Origin of the sequence: Paraburkholderia suaedae, assembly GCF_040812055.1 — a bacterium.
Classification (GTDB): domain Bacteria; phylum Pseudomonadota; class Gammaproteobacteria; order Burkholderiales; family Burkholderiaceae; genus Paraburkholderia.
Genome location: NZ_JBFOAH010000020.1, coordinates 136,908 through 155,168, shown reverse-complemented (window position 1 = coordinate 155,168; position 18,261 = coordinate 136,908). Strand labels below are relative to the sequence as shown.

Here is an 18,261-nt window from a genome sequence, read left to right as displayed (position 1 = left end):
GTGTAGTACCGGCAATGCATGAAGAGATTGGTCACCTGATCGGGGACCGACCGTGACCGCATTTCGAAGGGCATTTACCTGGCAATAGGGGGGTTCCATGGAATCCGCGAGCGAACTGGTGTATGTGGTCGACGACGACAGACGGGTATGTGAAGCACTCGCTGCGCTGATACGCGCAAACGGAAGAGACGTCCACACATTCAACTCCGGCCGGGAGTTTCTGGACACACAGCGTCAAGATGTCGTTGCATGCGTGATCCTGGACATGAGAATGCCAGGCATGAGCGGCCTCGAAGTCCAGAAGCTTGTCGGCAGGGACGCTCAGATGCCCGTCATTTTCATTACCGGAAGGGGAGATGTGCCGTCCACGGTCCAGGCCATGAAGGGCGGAGCGGTTGACTTCCTCACCAAGCCTCTCGATGAGGATGCGTTGATGCGCGCGATCGATGCGGCCCTCGCCAGGGCACACGTTCTTCGCAGGGAGGCAGAGGATGCAGCGACGCTCCAGGCGTTCTATCAATCGCTGACGCCTCGTGAGCAGGAGCTTTTGCCGTTACTTGCAGGCGGCCTGCGCAACAAGCAGGCGGCGGCAATCCTTGGTATCACCGAATACACCGTACAGGTATATCGCGGCCACATCATGAGAAAAATGCAGGCGGATTCATTTGCCACGCTGGTCAGGCAGGCGAGCAAACTGCGGCTCGAAACGTCATTGACAACTACGTTGCATGCCTGACGCTAACGCCAATTCGTTGTTGGACTCAATAACCCCGGGAAAAAAATGCCCACGCCTCCGGTTCGAACCGTTGCCGTGATTGATGATGACCGACGCGTTCTGGCGTCTCTGGGGAACCTGCTGGCCTCCGGCGGGTATGAAACACGCGCGTACGAATCTGCACGGGATTTCTTTGCCGACGGATATGCGGGCCTCGTATGCGTTATCACCGACCTGGGGATGCGGCCCATTGACGGCATTCAGGTGCTCGATAGAACGGTTCATTCGGACGCAGCGACGCCGGTCATCATTATCACAGGGCGACCGGGCGGGCATACGGAAGACTTCTATCTGCAGCGAGGCGCACTCGGTTTCTTCAGAAAGCCTGTCGACGGGGACGCCTTACTGGATCTGCTCGATAGTATCGCTTGAACGGTTGGGTCGGTGTTTAAGGTGAGGCGTGGGGTGCATACGCTAGTAACTGCTCGTAGCCCGTCGACGGCAGGCGCATCACGTAGCCTCGTGGCGACCCACTTGAAGGCACCCGATCTCAACTGCGTAAGACGGTCACCGTGATATCGGTGCCAGCCTGCAGTATTGCGACGGCACCACCGTGACTCGGCAGATGAGGGGGCAACTTGTGCCGGTGAAGAGTAGGCGCTTCCGGTACGGCGACAGGGACATACTTGCGCAGTTCGTACGCAACGCTGTCACGACTCAGCGGTTCACGCTTCCGGTTCACGAAGACGAAGTCGTCGGGCTTTGCATCGCGCACCGCGGGCAGCCACTGGCGCCCGAGCGCGGTTTCGCGCGACAGCGGACTCAGAAGGCCCTTCCGCCCCTTCCGGTGGAGTAGTACCTGGTACGGATGTGTCAGATAGAGATCGACGCAACGAATGGCCAGCGCCTCGCTTATCTTTCCCCAGTCGCGTCGCGAGCATGCCGCCGTCCTCGTCGCTTCAAACGATTGAGATGACTCGAACCACTGTGCAGCGCTACCCAAAGTTCCAGCAATATGTAATAGCCAGCCTATGTCGCGCTTACTACCATCAAAGCATGGCGAGTAACGCCGATGATGGCGCCGCGGTCAGAGGAGAGCGAGATGGGTTCCGGCGAGTAGTGCTTGCGAACGCTGGTCGGCAAGTGGTTTGGCCCTTCTGCGGTAGTGACGATACGCGTGATGGAGTTCAGTCGCACACGAACGGATCGAAGGCGCTACGTGCGCATCGGCGCGGCGCGCGCGGACGAACGTCTGACAATCGCTTTTTTCCGGCACGCTGACGGTTCGCGGAACGTGTTCCCGGCGAAGGCAAGCAGGCCGGCGATGCGCGCGTACCCGCTTGCGGCGTGAGCGATGGGCCGAACGTCTGGCGATCTGAGGAGAGCACAATGAACGCCCTGAAATTGGCGGAGGATGCAGGAATGCTGATCGTACTTGACGGCAGAATTGGTTGCACCGAATACCGAAGCGTCCATGGAACCCTGGATGCATTTCAGCGTTTTGTTCAGGCATTGGAATCGACATTGTCCAATGCCGACGAGTCCGGCGAACCTCGGTGTCGCGACAACCTACCCTCGGAGTCTTCCTCAACTTGAAGAAATGGCACCGGAGCTATTTCGGAGGCCTTACCCACAAGTCGGCACGTCCATCTGACCGCCGACCACGAAACTGTAGGTGGGAAGGACGTGCTAGTGCCAGTTCGTGTTTGTTTACACTGGGAGCAGGTCCGATTAAGTGGAGAGACTGATGAAGATTTCTGCAACCTACGCCTGCGTGATGGTGCTTACTGCAATCGTCGGCGGTCTCCCGCCGGTCTCGTGCTACGCTCACGCGCTCGATTCGCAGCTCGACTGTAGATCGAACGCACATGCGTTCATCGCTCCGCTCCTAAAGGAGAAGTATATCGATCCAAGTCCGATGCGCGTCGAAGCGAACTCGGTCAACGCATTTCGACCAGCACAAGGCAGCAACTTGACGGCATTTGGCTTTCGAGTATATGCAGTCCTCGGGTATGAAACCAATGATGCACTGTTCAGCCGCGGAGAGGGCCAGCCTATTACGGACTCAGCCTATGGCGCGGTAGTAATGGGCGCGGCCGGATCAGTAGAAGCGAACGCGCGCCAGGGCGGCAGCAGCGCTGACATTCATCAAGTAGTCCCCCTCTTGCTAACTGCCATTTTTTGCGGCGGACCGTGACGCGCTTGTGATTGCCGACAGTACGGCGTGTCGCCCACGGGCTAGTACTTTCAGTGCATTTGTCAGAATACTCGATGACGGCGTTTTGCCGGTGCTTCGCCGTTTTCCACGCCTTCCTGCGTGCACGAGACGCGCGGGTCACGTGCTTGCCTGTCGCACTGGCGAAGACGGCGCGAACTCCAGCTTTATGTAATAGCGGTCCCTAATCCTGCTTACTATCATGAAGACAAGGTGGGACCAGCATTCGGCACACGGTGCGCGCTACATGCCGTCGCGATCATCGTTATTAGGGGGGTGTCTGGCGCCGTGGTCCAGAAGCTGTTCTAGCGCCGTCGGCTCGTGGATCGATCCCTTACCGCTATACAAACGTGTCTGAGCCCTATGCTCACGAAAGACTGCGGTAACCGTTCGTGCAATGGTTTTCTTTGGGTCGTCCGCATATCTTGGTTTCATGGACGGTACAATTTTTTGAGACGTGATATGTCAGACGTTCTACATACCTGGATTTTTAAAAGTTGCAACGAGTATGACGAGCATACCTTCCTCTCCGGGTTTCCATCCAATTGTAGTGGTCAAGCAAGTCTGGATAACCTCCGCACTGAGGCTCGCCCCCGTACGTGACGGTATAGGCAGGCATACTGATGATGTTCCTGTCGTGGGGCATGAGGAAGATCACTATGACGATGAAGATTAGATACCCCCGCTTCACGAGCATCGAGTTGTGGGTCCTGGCCATCTCCATCATCATTGCAGCCGGAATGCAGATATGAGTGTAGGTGCCTATAGTCCCACCAACGCACGCCTAATGCTCTTCAAGACGCGCGATGCGATCAGCCCGTTGCTGCCGCTGTTGCTGATCGGCGGATTGATCTGGTTCATGCGCCCGGCCGTGTTTGGGTTGTGCGCAATGGGGTCCGTTGCGTGATTGCGAATATCGCCCCGGACCGGGATCGTTCCCGACAGTCGACGACGATAGCGTCGGCGGCTGCTCCCGTTCCCGGTCAAACTGACCGGGAATCAAGCCTTACGTGAAGCAATGGACCCTTGCTTCCTAGGCCGGAGCAAGGAGAGGAAATGACAGTCGCGCATTATCTGTTACTTGACCGCATCTGCAGAACGGCAGGCTCTGACCTCTATCGCGCCCGCCGCGTGGATGACCGTATGCCGGTGCTGTTGAAACTCCTCCGCTCTGAAACTGCCGGGGCAACCGAATTCGTCCGGCTCCGGCGCGAATATCTGCTGCTTCAGTCATTCAATGCTGCAGGAATAGCGAAACCGCTCGCACTGATCGCTGACAGCCGATCGCTGGCTCTGGTACTGGAAAATTTCCAGGGTGAATCGCTCGAATCCGTTCTGGCCTGCACGCGCCTGGATTTCACGGTCTCTCTTCAGATCGCCCGCCATCTGGCCGAAGCACTGGCAGACATTGATGCTGTTAAGGTCGATTATCAGAACATTCATCCCGCCAATATTCTGGTGGAACCGGCAACGGGACAGATATTGCTGGTGGACCTGAGCAATGCGACCGCCCAGGAAGCGAAGAGCGTCCCGTCCGAGGATTGCGCTGTGCCCGTGGCCGATTGGGCCTACTTGTCTCCCGAGCAAACAGGCCGCCTGAATCGTCCGGTTGATAGCCGAAGTGATTTGTATTCGCTCGGTGTTTTGTTCTATCGCATGCTTACCGGTCAGTTGCCGTTTCAGGCGCACGACCCTCTGGAATGGACGCATTGTCATGCTGCCCGCGTCCCGCCACCGCCGTGCGACATCACGCCCGAAATCCCGAAGACGGTTTCGGACATTGTGATGAAACTGCTCGCGAAGCTGCCGGAGGATCGGTACCAGAGCGCATACGGACTGCGATCCGACCTGGACCGTTGTATCGCGCAATGGCAGGCAACGGGTTACGTCGAGACATTTCCGCTCGGCAGTGAAGATATCTCCGACCGCTTTCAGATTTCGCGCAAGCTCTACGGGCGTGATGAGGAAGTCGCCACGCTGCTCGCCACTTTCGAGAAGGTGGCGGCAACCGGCCGCACAGCGCTGGTGACCGTCGCAGGCTATTCGGGCATCGGCAAATCATCGCTGGTGGGACGGAAGTCTCTTTCCCGTCGAGGTGCGTGCACGGGCGTTCAACCGCGGGGGGCGCCTTTTCGCGATTGCGCTTGCGAGCGATATCACCGAACGCAGGCACCGCGAGCAGCGGCAGCTCGCGCAATTCAGCGTCACGCGTACGCTGTCGGCAGCGGGCTCGCTCGAAGAGGCGGCACCACGCATTCTGCGCGAAATGTGTGAGGCACTCGAATGGGATTGCGGCGCATTGTGGCGTGTCGATCCCGAAGCGGGGGTGCTGATGCGCGTGCAGACATGGCCGCCGGACACTTTCGCGCGAGTTGGCTCCAGGTTGGCGGCCGGGACGAGAGGCTTCGGTATAGGACTTTCCGGGCAGGTGTGGTCGAGCGGTGCGCCTGCATGGATTCCCGACATGAAGCTCGATCCGGAGTTCCAGCGGGCGGAACCGGCCGCGAAGGAAGGGCTCCGCGCGGCCTTCGCCTTCCCGATCACGCTTAAGAGCGGCGTACTGGGTGTGATCGAATTTTTCAGCCGCGAAGTCCGCGACACCGACCCCGAGATCGTGCAGATGATGACCGCCGTCGGCAGCCAGGTCGGGCAATTCATCGAACGCGCGCGAGCGGAAGACGCGCTGCGACATGCCCGGGAGAAGCTTGCGCAGGCGTCGAGGATGGCGACGGTGGCCGAGCTGTCCGCGTCCATCGCCCACGAAATCAACCAGCCGCTGCAGGCCGTTTTGGCCAACGGGCAGGCGTGCCGGCGCTGGCTCGCAGCAACGCCACCCGACATCGACAAAGCACGACTTAGCGCCGAAGCCATCGTCCGTGACGGTTATGCCACGGGGGATGTAATCAGCCGCATTCGCGCGCTGTTCAAGCGCACGGCGCCTTCCAAGATCGATCTTGACATCAATAAACTGATACTTCAGGTCTGCACGCTGATGGCTGACGACATTCAGGGGAACCTGATCTTGCTCGAGACTCAGCTAGCCCAGAACGTGCCGATGATCAGAGCCGACGCAGTGCAGATTCAGCAGGTGATCGTCAACCTTCTGCGCAACGCGATCGAGGCGTTGTCAGCAACGGTCGAACTCCCGAAGTCGCTATTGATCCGCTCTCGGCGCGACGGGGACCACGTAGTGGTCGACGTTCAGGATGAGGGCATGGGGCTCGCGAATCCGGAGACGATATTTGAGCCATTTACCACCACAAAGGAAGCGGGCATGGGGATGGGGCTGGCGATCTGCCGGTCGATCGTCGAAGCACACGCCGGCCGTATCTGGGTCGCGCGCAATGGGGTCCGTGGCGTGACCTTCAGCTTCAGCCTTCCAACTGAAACTTCGGACGCAACGTGAAACAAATGGACCATACTGCCTACGTCCTCGTCAACTATCCTTCGATTGCCATCATATTGGGCGCATTGGACGAGCCCTTCTGCGATCGAAGTGGGCGATTCGATCTGCGCGCTTTGCGCACCCAATGCCAATTTTGTGGGCGTCGCGAAGCAATTTTCGGCCGGTGATGCTACCTCGAGCTTTCCGGATGCCGCTGCGAGGCTACGTGATGCGCCTTTCCATCGACGGGCTGCGAACTCGCGCAGTTACTGGCGTCTGCACCCCACGCCTTACTTTAAACACCGACCCAACCGTTCAAGCGATACTATCGAGCAGATCCAGTAACGCGTCCCCGTCGACAGGCTTTCTGAAGAAACCGAGTGCGCCTCGCTGCAGATAGAAGTCTTCCGTATGCCCGCCCGGTCGCCCTGTGATAATGATGACCGGCGTCGCTGCGTCCGAATGAACCGTTCTATCGAGCACCTGAATGCCGTCAATGGGCCGCATCCCCAGGTCGGTGATAACGCATACGAGGCCCGCATATCCGTCGGCAAAGAAATCTTGTGCAGATTCGTACGCGCGTGTTCCATACCCGCCGGAGGCCAGCAGGTTCCCCAGAGACGCCAGAACGCGTCGGTCATCATCAATCACGGCAACGGTTCGAACCGGAGGCGTGGGCATTTTTTTCCCGGGGTTATTGAGTCCAACAACGAATTGGCGTTAGCGTCAGGCATGCAACGTAGTTGTCAATGACGTTTCGAGCCGCAGTTTGCTCGCCTGCCTGACCAGCGTGGCAAATGAATCCGCCTGCATTTTTCTCATGATGTGGCCGCGATATACCTGTACGGTGTATTCGGTGATACCAAGGATTGCCGCCGCCTGCTTGTTGCGCAGGCCGCCTGCAAGTAACGGCAAAAGCTCCTGCTCACGAGGCGTCAGCGATTGATAGAACGCCTGGAGCGTCGCTGCATCCTCTGCCTCCCTGCGAAGAACGTGTGCCCTGGCGAGGGCCGCATCGATCGCGCGCATCAACGCATCCTCATCGAGAGGCTTGGTGAGGAAGTCAACCGCTCCGCCCTTCATGGCCTGGACCGTGGACGGCACATCTCCCTTCCGGTAATGAAAATGACGGGAATCTGAGCGTCCCTGCCGACAAGCTTCTGGTGGTCAACCTCAAAACCGCGCTCAGCCATCATCTCTTCGAGATTGCGAAGGCTTAACGAGTAGGCCACATACCACCGCACACACAGCAGGATCACGTCCAGCGGATAGTGCAGGCGCTTGAGTACCTTCGCTACGCTGGCAGGCAGGGCTTTTCTCGCAGTTGCCTTCTTCATATCACGCTTCACTTCAGGAAAATGTCCGCCTGAATTTCACTCCTGCATCCTTAGCGCGACACAACCAATCAACAGGTTTGAGCATTTGAACGCTCACCGAGCGGGGGCGCTTCAGGGTCCGTCGTTACTTTGAGGGTTGTCGCGCAGGTTGCCCGTGTGTCAGTTGCCCAAAGGAGATCTACGCTCGCAACTGATGAACGAAACGTCCTAAAGAATGGGTCTATCAGGCTGTTAGTTTGTCTACACTCCGGCTTACGTGAGCTTACTGTTTGTGCTGTACCTGTATGCACAGGCTTGATCTACGGGAATTCGCTGGATTCGTGCACGACTACTGGCAGGGGCGCGGTCTTGCGCTGCCGGTTCCGAGCTTCGGCCGTCTGGCCGACCGTGTTGCCAATGATTCCGCCTAAGAACTTATCCGTAAATTATGTTGACGTCCAGTGGCAGCTTACGAAAGGCGATGATGGCAGCGGCAAGATGGTTTAGGGCGACGAAACTGCGCTCGAGCTTTTCGTATCGGACGAGCAGTTTGCGAAAGCGGTTGAACCAGCTATGACAGACTTCAACCACCCAGCGCGTGGCCTTTTTATTCGGATCGCGCCGCTTGAGGTCGGCCTCCTTCCGGCGATCAACGACATGAGCAATGTAGTCGTGCTCGTCGACGATGCGAAGACACTCGGCGCTTCGGTAGCCCGCATCGACGCACAGGTGCTTGCTGCGTCGATACGCAGGATTCGGGCGCTTGACCATGATGGCACTGAGCACCTCATCGAGTCGCTTCCCGTCATTGACGTTGGCCCCGGTGACGATGAGCGACAACGGGACGCCACGACCGTCGACCAGAAGATGGCATTTGCTTCCATTTTTTTCCCCGATCCGTCGGGTTCGGACCGACAGGTTCTTGTGCCAGGAGAGCCTTCATCATCGCCCCGTCGACGCTTTGCCAGCGCCAGGCGATGCCCTCCATTTCGTCGTATTCGGACAATCCCGCCGCCCAGAGTGCCTCGAAGAAGCCCGCTGCTTCCCATTCGAGAAAGCGTTTGTGGATGGCGCTGGCACTACCGAAACGCTCTTTGGGCAACGCCTTCCATTGGCAGCCCGTGCGCAGTACATACACAATGGCTTTAAACACCTGGCGAGCCGGCTTCGGCGGTCGTCCCGCGCCCGGCCTGCGTAGGCACTTTTTCTCTGGTGAGGGCGCACGTTGCGGAATCAGCGGCTCCACCCGCTGCCAGAACGCATCGGTCACCTCCCACGATTCGACTCTCTTCCTGGCCAAGCCTTCGCTCCAATGCCGCACTCGATTGCGGCTCCGAACGAAGTATAGATTTATTTGCGGATAAGTTCTAAGTCCGATGCGGTTGATGACCCTAGGCAAAACCGCTGGCACGACCAGTTCGTGTGTTATCTCAAAGAGAAGGGACGGTATGCATTTCAGAACAAATATGGCGATGGCGCGCTCGCGTTGAGGCGCAATTCTCACATATCAAGCGCTGCATCGGCGCACGCTGCTGACTCACCGTATCGCGTCACACGTTCCGAAAGGCCGTGTGATCGCCAACCTGATCAATCAATGGAATGCTTTTGGCCAGGTACTAAAAAGGGCCTGCTTGCGTCTGTAAATGTGGATTCTTACCATCCAGAACAAAGCCCTTCGGCGGCCCACACCCCTGGATAGGCATCCCCAAATGCTGGCGTGGAGCCGGGGTCATGTGTTCGCACGTCCGCGTGGTCCGGTCTCGCGCATGAACATCGCAAGCACCATTGCGAGCACGATGCCACCGAGCAGCCACGAGCCGGCTGCGCGGAACACCGGCAGATCCATTGCGCCGCCGCTCGCGACGTGGGCAAGCAGCTTGCCGTACGCGGGCGTGAGCAAGGCGCTGAACGCGAATACCAGGAAATTGATCGCGCCGCTGGCGCTGCCCTTCACGTTGTCCGGATTGACTTCCTTGATGACCGTGTAGGGCAGCATTGCCGCACCGGAGCCGATGCCGAGGAGCAGCCCGAGCACATAAGGCGGCGCCACACCGGCTGGCAGATAGAAAATGCCCGCGCCCGACACAAGCATCAGTAACGCGCCTGCAATCAACACCGGCTTGCGACGCCCCAGACGGTCAGACAGGTAACCTAACAGCGGGCAGCCGATCACCCAGCCGAGCGGCACCATGCTCGCACGATTGACGGCCTCCGCATAGCTGACGTCGAGACCGTTGTGCAGGAACGGAATACCCCAGATCATGTCGCCGATCGTAGTCGGCAGGAACAGCAGGCCGGCGCAGAAACCGCAGAGATACGACTGCGGATTGGACAGCACTTCCTTGTACGGCGCGAACATCTTTATCCATGAGCCCTGGTTGGCTGGGCTGTCGTCATGGACTGCGGGCGTCGCGAAGAACACCAGCACGGCGATCAAAAGGATGACAAGGCCGGACAGCCACCAGAACTTTTGCCACGTGATGAGGCCGTGAATCAGCGGGGCAACGGCGAACTGCCCTGCGGAGCCGCCCAGCATGCCGAAGCATTGAGTGAATCCCACCGCCGTCGCAAGAGAACGCGGGGGAAAGCCGTGCGTGGCGAGATACACCGCGCCGATGAACCCACACGCCGAACCCGCGCCTTGCAGCAGGCGGCCGACCTGCGCCGCCTCCACGCTGCCCAGGCCGAACAGCGCCGCGCCGACGGCAACGAGGACGATGCCGGCCGGAATGACCGCCTTGCCGCCGAGCCGATCGAGCAACGCACCGCAAACGATCGAGAACAGCGCATAGGTGTAGTAGTACAGGCCGACTAGCGCGCCCACGCCCAGCGCATCGCGGGCGAACGCCGCACTCAGCTCGGGTATCATCACGCCCGGCGCCGAACGCAGCATGTACTGCATGAAGTAGAAGGCGGCACAGAAAAGCCAGGCGATGACGAAACCCATGTGGATGGGCTGGCGGTCTGATGCGACATTGACGGTGCTGACGACCTTGCTGGACATGGTTCGATTTCCGTTGAGTTTTGCGGACCGCGTTACCGGAACAGGTTGACCTTTGCGAGATCGATGAGCTGCTGGCCGCGACCGTCCATGACGGCACGAAGCATGAACAGCCCAAAGTGGTAGGCCTGATCAGCGGTGGTCGTGGGAGGCATCACGAGTTCCTGACGCGCGCTTACTACGTCGACGAGAGCCGGGCCTGGATGGGCGAATGCTTCGGCCAGGGCAGCTTCCAGTTCAGCAGGATGTTCGACGCGCACGCCTTTGATTCCTATCGCGTTGGCCATCGCGGCGAAGTTCGGATTTTTCAGGTCACATCCCGTATCGACGAACCCACTGGCCTTCATCTCCATTTCCACGAAGCCGAGTGTTCCGTTGTTGAGCACGACGACTTTGACCGGCAAACCGGTTTGAATCAGCGTCAGGAACTCACCCATCATCATGGTGAAGCCGCCGTCACCCGACATCGAAATCACCTGTCGATCCCTGAAAGCAGCCTGCGCGCCAATCGAGTGCAACAACGAATTGGCCATCGAACCGTGGTTGAACGAACCGACCAGCCGTCGTTTGCCGTTCATCTTGAGATATCGTGCGGTCCATGCGACGGGGGTGCCGACGTCGCAGGAGAAGATCGCATCTTCGTCCGCGAGTTCGCTCACCAGCCGGGTCACATACTGCGGATGGATCGTGCTGCTGCCGGCTTCCGGCTCCGCCAGCGCATCCAGACTCTGGCGGGCCTTGCGATAGTCGTGGAGTGCGCGATTCAGAAAACTGCTGTCCGCTTTCTCCTGAATCATGGGCAGAAGTGCATCAAGCGTATCCTTGACTGTTCCCAGTACACCAAGCTCTATCGGGCATCGATTGCCGAGCGCTTCCGCCCTTGTATCGACCTGCGCGATAGTCACCTTCTCCGGGTAGAACTGTCGATAAGGGAAGTCGGTGCCCAACATCAGGAGCATGTCGCAACTCTTCATCGCGGAATACCCGGAAGCGAAACCGACAAGGCCCGTCATGCCCACATCGAATGGATTATCGTATTCGATGTATTCCTTGCCTCGCAGCGAGTGCACGATTGGCGCTTGCAGTTTGCGGGCGAGTTCTACGACTTCCGCGTGTGAATCCTTGCAACCCGCTCCGCAAAGCAACGTCACGCGCGAGGACTTATTCAACAGACCTGCGAGTTTCGCGACTTCGTCATTCGATGGGCGAATCACCGGAGCAACAGGCGCACTCCATTTCGGCGCAGGTTTGGTGAGCGGCCCGAGTGCCACATTGCCCGGTATGACGACAACCGCGACGCCTTTACGCGCAACGGCCGTCCGGATGGCACGGCCCAGAATTTGCGGCAGTTGGTCCGGGCTGGTGACGAGTTCGACGTAGTGACTGCATTCCTTGAACAGTACTTCGGGATGGGTAGACTGAAAATAGTCGATACCGATTTCCGAACTTGGAATATGCGCGGCGATCGCTAGAACAGGAACACCGCTGCGATGGCAATCGAACAAGCCGTTGATCAGGTGCAGATTGCCCGGACCGCAGCTTCCGCAACAGACCGCAAGTTCGCCTGTGAGATGAGCTTCGGCGCCGGCGGCGAAAGCCGCGCCTTCCTCATGCCGCATGTGAACCCATTCAATCGAACCATCCTGGCGCAGGGAATCCGTGAATCCATTGAGAGAATCTCCCACGACGCCGAACACACGCTTCACTCCCGCATTCACCAGTGCACCGACCAGGTAGTCGGCAGCTATCGTCGCCATTTCATATCTCCATATATTAAGAAATTACTACAAGTCGGATGGTTCCCTGAGAAACAAGACAAACACGTTCTGCGTGAGCGCGTCGTCCTCTGAATTGAAATGTTGAAAACCTGAATCGTTCATGGACGATTCTTTTTTGTCCCAAGTTCCACCATCTTGATTCCGGCCGTCCCGGTATCGCGTCCGGATGCTCGTATAGAAACTGGAGGAGTGCCAAGTTGATGATAGGCGGCGGGGCAAAGGAGAGGTATTACATGAATCTGGTATCAGTTCAGTGTGGCTATCAGCACCCGACGCTTGATGAGAATGAGGCCGGGCACTGGAGTGCACCTCGGATTACATAAACCTGTGTATCCGGGCCGTGAGAAACGGTATAGGTTATTTCTGTGCGCGCTTGATCAAAGCGCCGGAATAGCGGGCCGAAAAGCAGGCGCTTGCCTTCAGCGACACGACATTCTGGAACCTGCACAACGTGAGCATGAACGTGATCTCTCGCTAGCAACGACCATCATTTTGTGCTCAGCGCCTGATTTTCCAGGCGTCAATATCAGAGAAGGGGTCTAGCATGACTGAAATCTTAACGAAGCCCAGGCGGGAATTTAGAAACATCGGATTGGGGCAGATTTTGTTCAAGTATCGTCTGCCTCTTGCGGGGCGCACGTCGATCTTGCATCGCGTCAGCGGTGTGTTGTTGTTTGTCTCCCTGCCGTTCCTGCTCTACCTCTTCGAGCAGAGCCTCACCTCAGAAATGAGTTTCGGGGTTTTCAAGGCGTTACTTTCCAACGTCATCGTCAAGATCATCGGGCTCGTGCTCGCATGGGCTTTCCTTCATCACTTCTGCGCGGGCATCCGCTACCTTGTGATGGATGCGAATCATAGGGCGGTGACGAAGCAAAACGGCAGAAGTACAGCGGTGGTCGTTCTAGTCGTGTCGCTCATCCTCACGGTCGCGTTCGCGCTCAAACTCTTCGGAGCGTTCTAAAAATGGCAGCTAATAACCGAATCGGTCCGAAGCGTCTGGTCGTCGGTGCACACTACGGTTCGCGCGACTGGCTTGCGCAACGCGTGTCCGCCTGTGTGATGGCCGTGTACACCGTGATTCTGCTTGCATGGTTCTTCGGCGCGCGAGATTTCTCGTACGACGGCTGGGCGTCGATCTTCGCCACGCAATGGATGAAGCTCGCCACGTTTGTCGCGCTGATGTCGCTGTTCTATCACGCGTGGATTGGTATCCGCGACATCTGGATGGACTATGTGAAGCCCGTTGGCGTGCGTCTCTTCCTCGAAGCGCTGACGATCATATGGCTGCTCGCGTGTGCGGGCTACGCTGCGCAGATTCTCTGGGGGGTGTAAAACATGGCTGCGATCAGGAATTCTTTGCCGCGTCGCCGCTTTGACGTGGTCATCGTCGGCGCTGGTGGCGGGGGGATGCGCGCTTCGCTGCAGCTCGCGCGCGCCGGTCTGTCGGTCTGCGTGCTGTCGAAAGTGTTCCCGACGCGTTCGCACACGGTCGCTGCCCAAGGCGGCATCGGCGCGTCGCTCGGCAACATGAGCGAAGACAACTGGCACTTTCACTTCTACGACACGATCAAGGGTTCCGACTGGCTCGGCGACCAGGACGCGATCGAGTTCATGTGCCGCGAAGCACCGAACGCCGTCTACGAACTGGAACACATGGGCATGCCGTTCGACCGCAACCCGGACGGCACGATCTATCAGCGTCCGTTCGGCGGCCACTCGGCCAACTACGGCCAAAAACCGGTGCAACGCGCCTGCGCGGCCGCTGACCGTACCGGTCACGCGCTGCTGCACACGCTGTATCAGCAGAACGTGGCGGCCAGAACGCAGTTCTTTGTCGAATGGATGGCGCTGGACCTGATCCGCGACGCCGACGGCGACGTGCTCGGCGTGACCGCGATGGAAATGGAAACCGGCGATGTCTACATCCTCGAAGGCAAGACCACGCTGTTCGCAACGGGCGGCGCAGGGCGTATTTATGCTGCCACGACGAACGCGTACATTAACACCGGTGATGGTCTGGGCATGGCCGCGCGTGCCGGATTTGCCTTGCAGGACATGGAATTCTGGCAATTCCACCCGACCGGCGTGGCCGGCGCGGGCGTGCTGATTACCGAAGGCGTGCGCGGCGAAGGCGGCATTCTGCGTAACTCAAACGGCGATCGTTTCATGGAACGCTACGCGCCGACGATGAAGGACCTCGCACCGCGTGACTTCGTTTCGCGTTCGATGGGCCAGGAGATCATTGAAGGCCGCGGCCTGGGGCCGAACAAGGACTACATCCTGCTGGACCTGTCGCACATCGGCACCGAAACGATCATGAAGCGTCTGCCGTCGATCCGCGAAATCGCCATAAGGTTTGCGAATGTCGACCCCACCAAGGAGCCGATCCCGGTGGTACCGACCATCCACTACCAGATGGGCGGAATCCCGACGAACATGAACGGCCAGGTCGTGGGCACGTCGAAAGGTCACGAAGATCCCGTCAACGGCTTCTACGCAGTGGGCGAATGCTCGTGCGTGTCGATCCACGGCGCAAACCGTCTCGGCACGAACTCGCTGCTTGACCTGGTGGTGTTCGGCCGCGCGGCCGGCAACCACATCATCAAGCACGTCAAGGAAATCAGGGAGCACAAGCCGTTGCCGGCTGACGCCGCTGATTTCGCGCTCGCGCGTCTCGACAGGCTGGAGAAGTCGAACTCGGGCGAGTATTCGCAAGCGATCGCCGGCGATATCCGCTCGACGATGCAATCGCATGCAGGTGTTTTTCGTACGCTACAGCTCCTTTCGGAGGGTGTCGCGAAGATCAAGGAGTTGAGCGAGCGCGTCAACTATGTGTACTTAAAAGACAAGTCAAAGGTGTTCAATACCGCCCGCGTCGAGGCGCTCGAGGTAGCTAACCTGCTAGAGGTGGCCCGCGCGACGATGATATCGGCCGAAGCTCGCAGGGAAAGCCGCGGTGCACACGCTCTTCACGAATACCCGGTGCGCGACGATAAGGATTGGCTGCGGCACACGTTGTGGTTCAACGAAGGCGATCGCCTCGAATACAAGCCCGTGCATCTGAAACCGCTGACAGTCGACACCATCCCGCCGAAGCCGCGTACTTACTGAGAACTCTTCGGAGACTTCCTCGGGGCAGAAAGATTTAAGGTGCTTCGGCGTTTCTTGAGAGATAACCCATTCAGAGGACAGCAGAAATGGCAAAGCGTATTTTTGAAGTCTACCGCTACGACCCCGACAAGGATGCGGCGCCCCGCATGCAGACCTATGAACTCGAAATAGAGCATGAGCGAATGTTGCTTGATGCGATCATCAAGCTCAAGTCGGTCGACGAAACCTTCGCGTTCCGCCGCTCTTGTCGAGAGGGCGTGTGCGGGTCCGATGCAATGAATATTAACGGCAAGAATGGTCTGTCATGTCTGACGAACCTGCACGACCTGCCGCAGAAGATCGTGCTTCGTCCGCTTCCAGGTTTGCCAGTGATTCGCGACTTGATCGTGGACATGACAAACTTTTTTAACCAGTACCACTCGATCAAGCCGTATCTCATCAATGATACGCCGCCGCCTGAGAAGGAGCGATTGCAGTCGCCCGAGGAACGGGACGAGCTTGACGGCGTGTACGAGTGCATCCTGTGTGCGAGCTGCTCGACGTCGTGTCCGAGCTTCTGGTGGAATCCGGACAAGTTCGTCGGACCGGCAGGGCTCTTGCAGGCCTATCGCTTCATCGCGGACAGCCGCGATCAGGCGACTGCCGAGCGGCTCGACAATCTCGAAGACCCGTACCGTCTGTTCCGTTGCCATACGATCATGAACTGTGTTGATGTGTGCCCGAAGGGGCTCAATCCGACAAGGGCGATCGGCAAAATCAAGGAACTCATGGTTCGCCGAAAGGTTTGACATGGACGTGACCTCACATCAGTCAGATGCACTGCGCCGCGCGCGGCTTCGCTGGCGCGCCCGGCGCGGTCTGCTCGAAAACGACCTTATTCTTGAGCGCTTTTTCAACCGTTACGAGGACTGCCTCAGCGACGACGACGTAGCAGCACTCACGTGCTTGCTGGATCTGGGCGATAACGACCTGCTGGATTTGCTATTCGGACTCAAAGAACCGGTAGGCGATTTGGCCCGGGGGGATGTCGTTCGCCTGGTGCGTATCTTACGTAGTGTTTGAGCGCCACTTGTGACTTTCTAACGCGTGATTGGCGCTCTTTCCACATTTTGACAGGGTGGCGGATGGCCGCTCACAGAAAGTATTGGTCGAGCGCAATTTCTTGAGCACCGCCCTCAACGAATCGCCGGGTCTGGCACTTCATTCAACTGACGGTGAATTCCTTTCTTTAATGGAAACGCGCCAGCAACGCGTAGCTCCAACGGAAATCCCGCAGCCGGTTGGTGACGGTCGGTGCCGTCGCCAGCTGGATACACACGCGAACGAAGCCAGGAAAGCATTCCTGCCGCAATCTACAATCCTCAAGGTTTCCTTTGTTATGTCCCATCGAATTATCATCGTGGGTGGCGGGGCCGGCGGCGTGGAGCTTGCCACTCGCCTGGGCCGCAGCCTCGGCAAGCGCGGCAAGGCGGAAGTCATCCTTGTCGACACGCATCTGACTCATATCTGGAAACCACTGCTTCATGAAGTGGCAGCCGGATCGCTCAAAGCCTCTGAAAACGAGCTTGATTACGTCGCGCAAGCAAAGTGGAACCACTTCCAGTTTCAGATCGGACGCCTTTGTGGACTGGACCGTGCAACCAGGACCATACAACTGTCTGCCACGATTGACGAGCGAGGCGTGGAACTGGTACCTGGACGCAACCTGTCATATGACACGCTGGTGATCGCCGTGGGCAGCGTCACGAACGACTTTCATACGGCGGGTGCCTCCGAGCACTGCATTTTTCTTGATAACCCGAAACAGGCGGCTCGCTTCCATCAACAATTACTGAGCCACTACCTGACAGCGCATGCGGGCTCGTCCGAAGCGGTCGAGCTTGGTGTCGCCATCATCGGCGCCGGTGCGACCGGCGTCGAGCTGGCTGCAGAGCTGCATAACGCAGCGCAGGAGTTGGCTGCCTATGGCTTAAGCAATATCCGGCCGGAGAACATGCGGATTACCGTGCTCGACGCCGGACCGCGTGTTTTGCCTGGACTACCGGAGCGAATCGGTCTCGAGGTACATCAGACGCTCGAAGGGCTCGGCGTGACGGTGATCACAGGCGCGGCAGTCACTGAGGTGACCGCAGATAGTTTGAAGACAGTCGATGGGAGGGTCATTCCCGCAACCCTGAAAGTTTGGGCGGCAGGAATCAGAGCCCCCGACTTTCTGAAGGACCTGAACGGGCTGGAGAGCAACAGGATCAACCAACTGCTGGTACGCCCAACATTACAGACAACACGGGATGACAATATTTTTGCACTGGGTGATTGCGCGGCCTGCCCGCTGGGCGACGGTAGCGGCAAAACTGTTCCGCCCCGGGCACAGGCAGCCCACCAGCAGGCCTCATTACTCGCCGGGGGCATAGAGCTTCGCATTGAGGACAAGCCTCTGCCCGAATACCGTTACCGGGACTACGGTTCATTGGTCTCACTGTCTCGCTTCGGTGCCGTGGGCAATCTGATGGGCAACCTGATGGGAAGTGTCAAGGTAGAGGGCTGGTTAGCCAGGATGTTCTACATTTCCCTTTACCGGATGCACCAGGTCGCGCTCGTTGGTGTATTTCGAACTGGTCTTCTGATGCTGAGCGACCGCATCGGCCGTAAAACTGAGCCCCGCCTTAAACTGCATTGAGCCGCCTGTACATCGCGATTCACGGCAAAACGTTCCAGGCGGGGACGCTACTGGCCTGGGTAG

Annotated in this window: 17 protein-coding genes and 1 pseudogene; 13 read left to right on the top strand and 5 right to left on the bottom strand. The window is 58.4% G+C overall.

The window, feature by feature from the left end; all coding sequences use genetic code 11:
- Positions 1 to 97 precede the first annotated feature (97 nt).
- The 7 genes from ABQJ48_RS25005 (at position 98) to ABQJ48_RS24975 (ending at position 6,336) form a co-directional block, all read left to right on the top strand.
- Positions 98 to 736, top strand: a complete 639-nt coding sequence (locus ABQJ48_RS25005; protein WP_367840644.1) for a response regulator transcription factor — start codon at positions 98 to 100, stop codon at positions 734 to 736.
- 75 nt (positions 737 to 811) lie between these two features.
- The gene (locus ABQJ48_RS25000; RefSeq protein WP_367840643.1) at positions 812 to 1,147 is read left to right on the top strand and encodes a response regulator; all 336 of its coding nucleotides are present in this window, start codon (positions 812 to 814) and stop codon (positions 1,145 to 1,147) included.
- Between the two features lie 957 nt (positions 1,148 to 2,104).
- Positions 2,105 to 2,311 carry a hypothetical protein gene (locus tag ABQJ48_RS24995; RefSeq protein ID WP_367840642.1) on the top strand — a complete coding sequence of 69 codons (207 nt, stop codon included), beginning with the start codon at positions 2,105 to 2,107 and terminating at the stop codon, positions 2,309 to 2,311.
- Between the two features lie 151 nt (positions 2,312 to 2,462).
- Positions 2,463 to 2,912, top strand: a complete 450-nt coding sequence (locus ABQJ48_RS24990; RefSeq protein WP_367840641.1) for a hypothetical protein — start codon at positions 2,463 to 2,465, stop codon at positions 2,910 to 2,912.
- Between the two features lie 766 nt (positions 2,913 to 3,678).
- Positions 3,679 to 3,837 carry a hypothetical protein gene (locus tag ABQJ48_RS24985; protein ID WP_367840640.1) on the top strand — a complete coding sequence of 53 codons (159 nt, stop codon included), beginning with the start codon at positions 3,679 to 3,681 and terminating at the stop codon, positions 3,835 to 3,837.
- Positions 3,838 to 3,986: 149 nt separating this feature from the next.
- A complete protein-coding gene (locus ABQJ48_RS24980) occupies positions 3,987 to 5,204 on the top strand; it encodes a serine/threonine protein kinase (RefSeq protein WP_367840639.1) in 1,218 nt (405 codons plus the stop codon).
- A complete protein-coding gene (locus ABQJ48_RS24975) occupies positions 5,197 to 6,336 on the top strand; it encodes an ATP-binding protein (protein ID WP_367840638.1) in 1,140 nt (379 codons plus the stop codon). The genes ABQJ48_RS24980 and ABQJ48_RS24975 overlap by 8 nt, the downstream gene beginning before the upstream one ends.
- Positions 6,337 to 6,630: 294 nt before the next feature.
- Here the strand turns inward: ABQJ48_RS24975 and ABQJ48_RS24970 are convergent, their stop codons facing one another.
- The 5 genes and pseudogenes from ABQJ48_RS24970 to poxB all read right to left on the bottom strand — a co-directional run bounded on the left by ABQJ48_RS24970 (position 6,631) and on the right by poxB (position 12,389).
- Positions 6,631 to 6,966, bottom strand: a complete 336-nt coding sequence (locus tag ABQJ48_RS24970; protein WP_367840637.1) for a response regulator — start codon at positions 6,964 to 6,966, stop codon at positions 6,631 to 6,633.
- Positions 6,967 to 7,041: 75 nt separating this feature from the next.
- Positions 7,042 to 7,652 (bottom strand): annotated as a pseudogene (locus ABQJ48_RS24965) (response regulator transcription factor).
- 414 nt (positions 7,653 to 8,066) lie between these two features.
- Positions 8,067 to 8,931, bottom strand: a protein-coding gene (locus ABQJ48_RS24960; RefSeq protein WP_367840636.1) for an IS5 family transposase whose coding sequence is annotated in 2 segments (ribosomal slippage) — positions 8,067 to 8,520 and positions 8,519 to 8,931 — 867 coding nt in all. Because the reading frame shifts where the segments join, the coding sequence is not laid out codon by codon here.
- Between the two features lie 429 nt (positions 8,932 to 9,360).
- Positions 9,361 to 10,533, bottom strand: coding sequence for an MFS transporter (locus ABQJ48_RS24955; protein WP_473094178.1), 1,173 nt, complete (start codon positions 10,531 to 10,533; stop codon positions 9,361 to 9,363).
- A gap of 134 nt (positions 10,534 to 10,667) precedes the next feature.
- Positions 10,668 to 12,389 (bottom strand): ubiquinone-dependent pyruvate dehydrogenase, encoded by a 1,722-nt coding sequence (gene poxB, locus ABQJ48_RS24950; protein WP_367840634.1) that lies wholly within the window; start codon positions 12,387 to 12,389, stop codon positions 10,668 to 10,670.
- 565 nt (positions 12,390 to 12,954) lie between these two features.
- On the opposite strand from poxB, the gene sdhC reads away from it, so the two are divergent.
- The 6 genes from sdhC (at position 12,955) to ABQJ48_RS24920 (ending at position 18,198) form a co-directional block, all read left to right on the top strand.
- Positions 12,955 to 13,371 (top strand): succinate dehydrogenase, cytochrome b556 subunit, encoded by a 417-nt coding sequence (gene sdhC, locus ABQJ48_RS24945; protein ID WP_367840633.1) that lies wholly within the window; start codon positions 12,955 to 12,957, stop codon positions 13,369 to 13,371.
- 2 nt (positions 13,372 to 13,373) lie between these two features.
- Entirely contained in the window at positions 13,374 to 13,742 is a 369-nt protein-coding gene (gene sdhD / locus ABQJ48_RS24940; RefSeq protein WP_367840632.1) for a succinate dehydrogenase, hydrophobic membrane anchor protein, read from the top strand.
- A gap of 3 nt (positions 13,743 to 13,745) precedes the next feature.
- Positions 13,746 to 15,521, top strand: coding sequence for a succinate dehydrogenase flavoprotein subunit (gene sdhA / locus ABQJ48_RS24935; RefSeq protein ID WP_367840631.1), 1,776 nt, complete (start codon positions 13,746 to 13,748; stop codon positions 15,519 to 15,521).
- Between the two features lie 86 nt (positions 15,522 to 15,607).
- Positions 15,608 to 16,309: a succinate dehydrogenase iron-sulfur subunit gene (locus tag ABQJ48_RS24930; RefSeq protein ID WP_367840630.1), complete on the top strand. Its 702-nt coding sequence runs from the start codon at positions 15,608 to 15,610 to the stop codon at positions 16,307 to 16,309.
- 1 nt (position 16,310) lies between these two features.
- The gene (locus ABQJ48_RS24925) at positions 16,311 to 16,583 is read left to right on the top strand and encodes a succinate dehydrogenase assembly factor 2 (RefSeq protein ID WP_367840629.1); all 273 of its coding nucleotides are present in this window, start codon (positions 16,311 to 16,313) and stop codon (positions 16,581 to 16,583) included.
- 100 nt (positions 16,584 to 16,683) lie between these two features.
- A complete protein-coding gene (locus ABQJ48_RS24920; RefSeq protein ID WP_367840628.1) occupies positions 16,684 to 18,198 on the top strand; it encodes an NAD(P)/FAD-dependent oxidoreductase in 1,515 nt (504 codons plus the stop codon).
- The last annotated feature ends 63 nt before the right edge of the window (positions 18,199 to 18,261 follow it).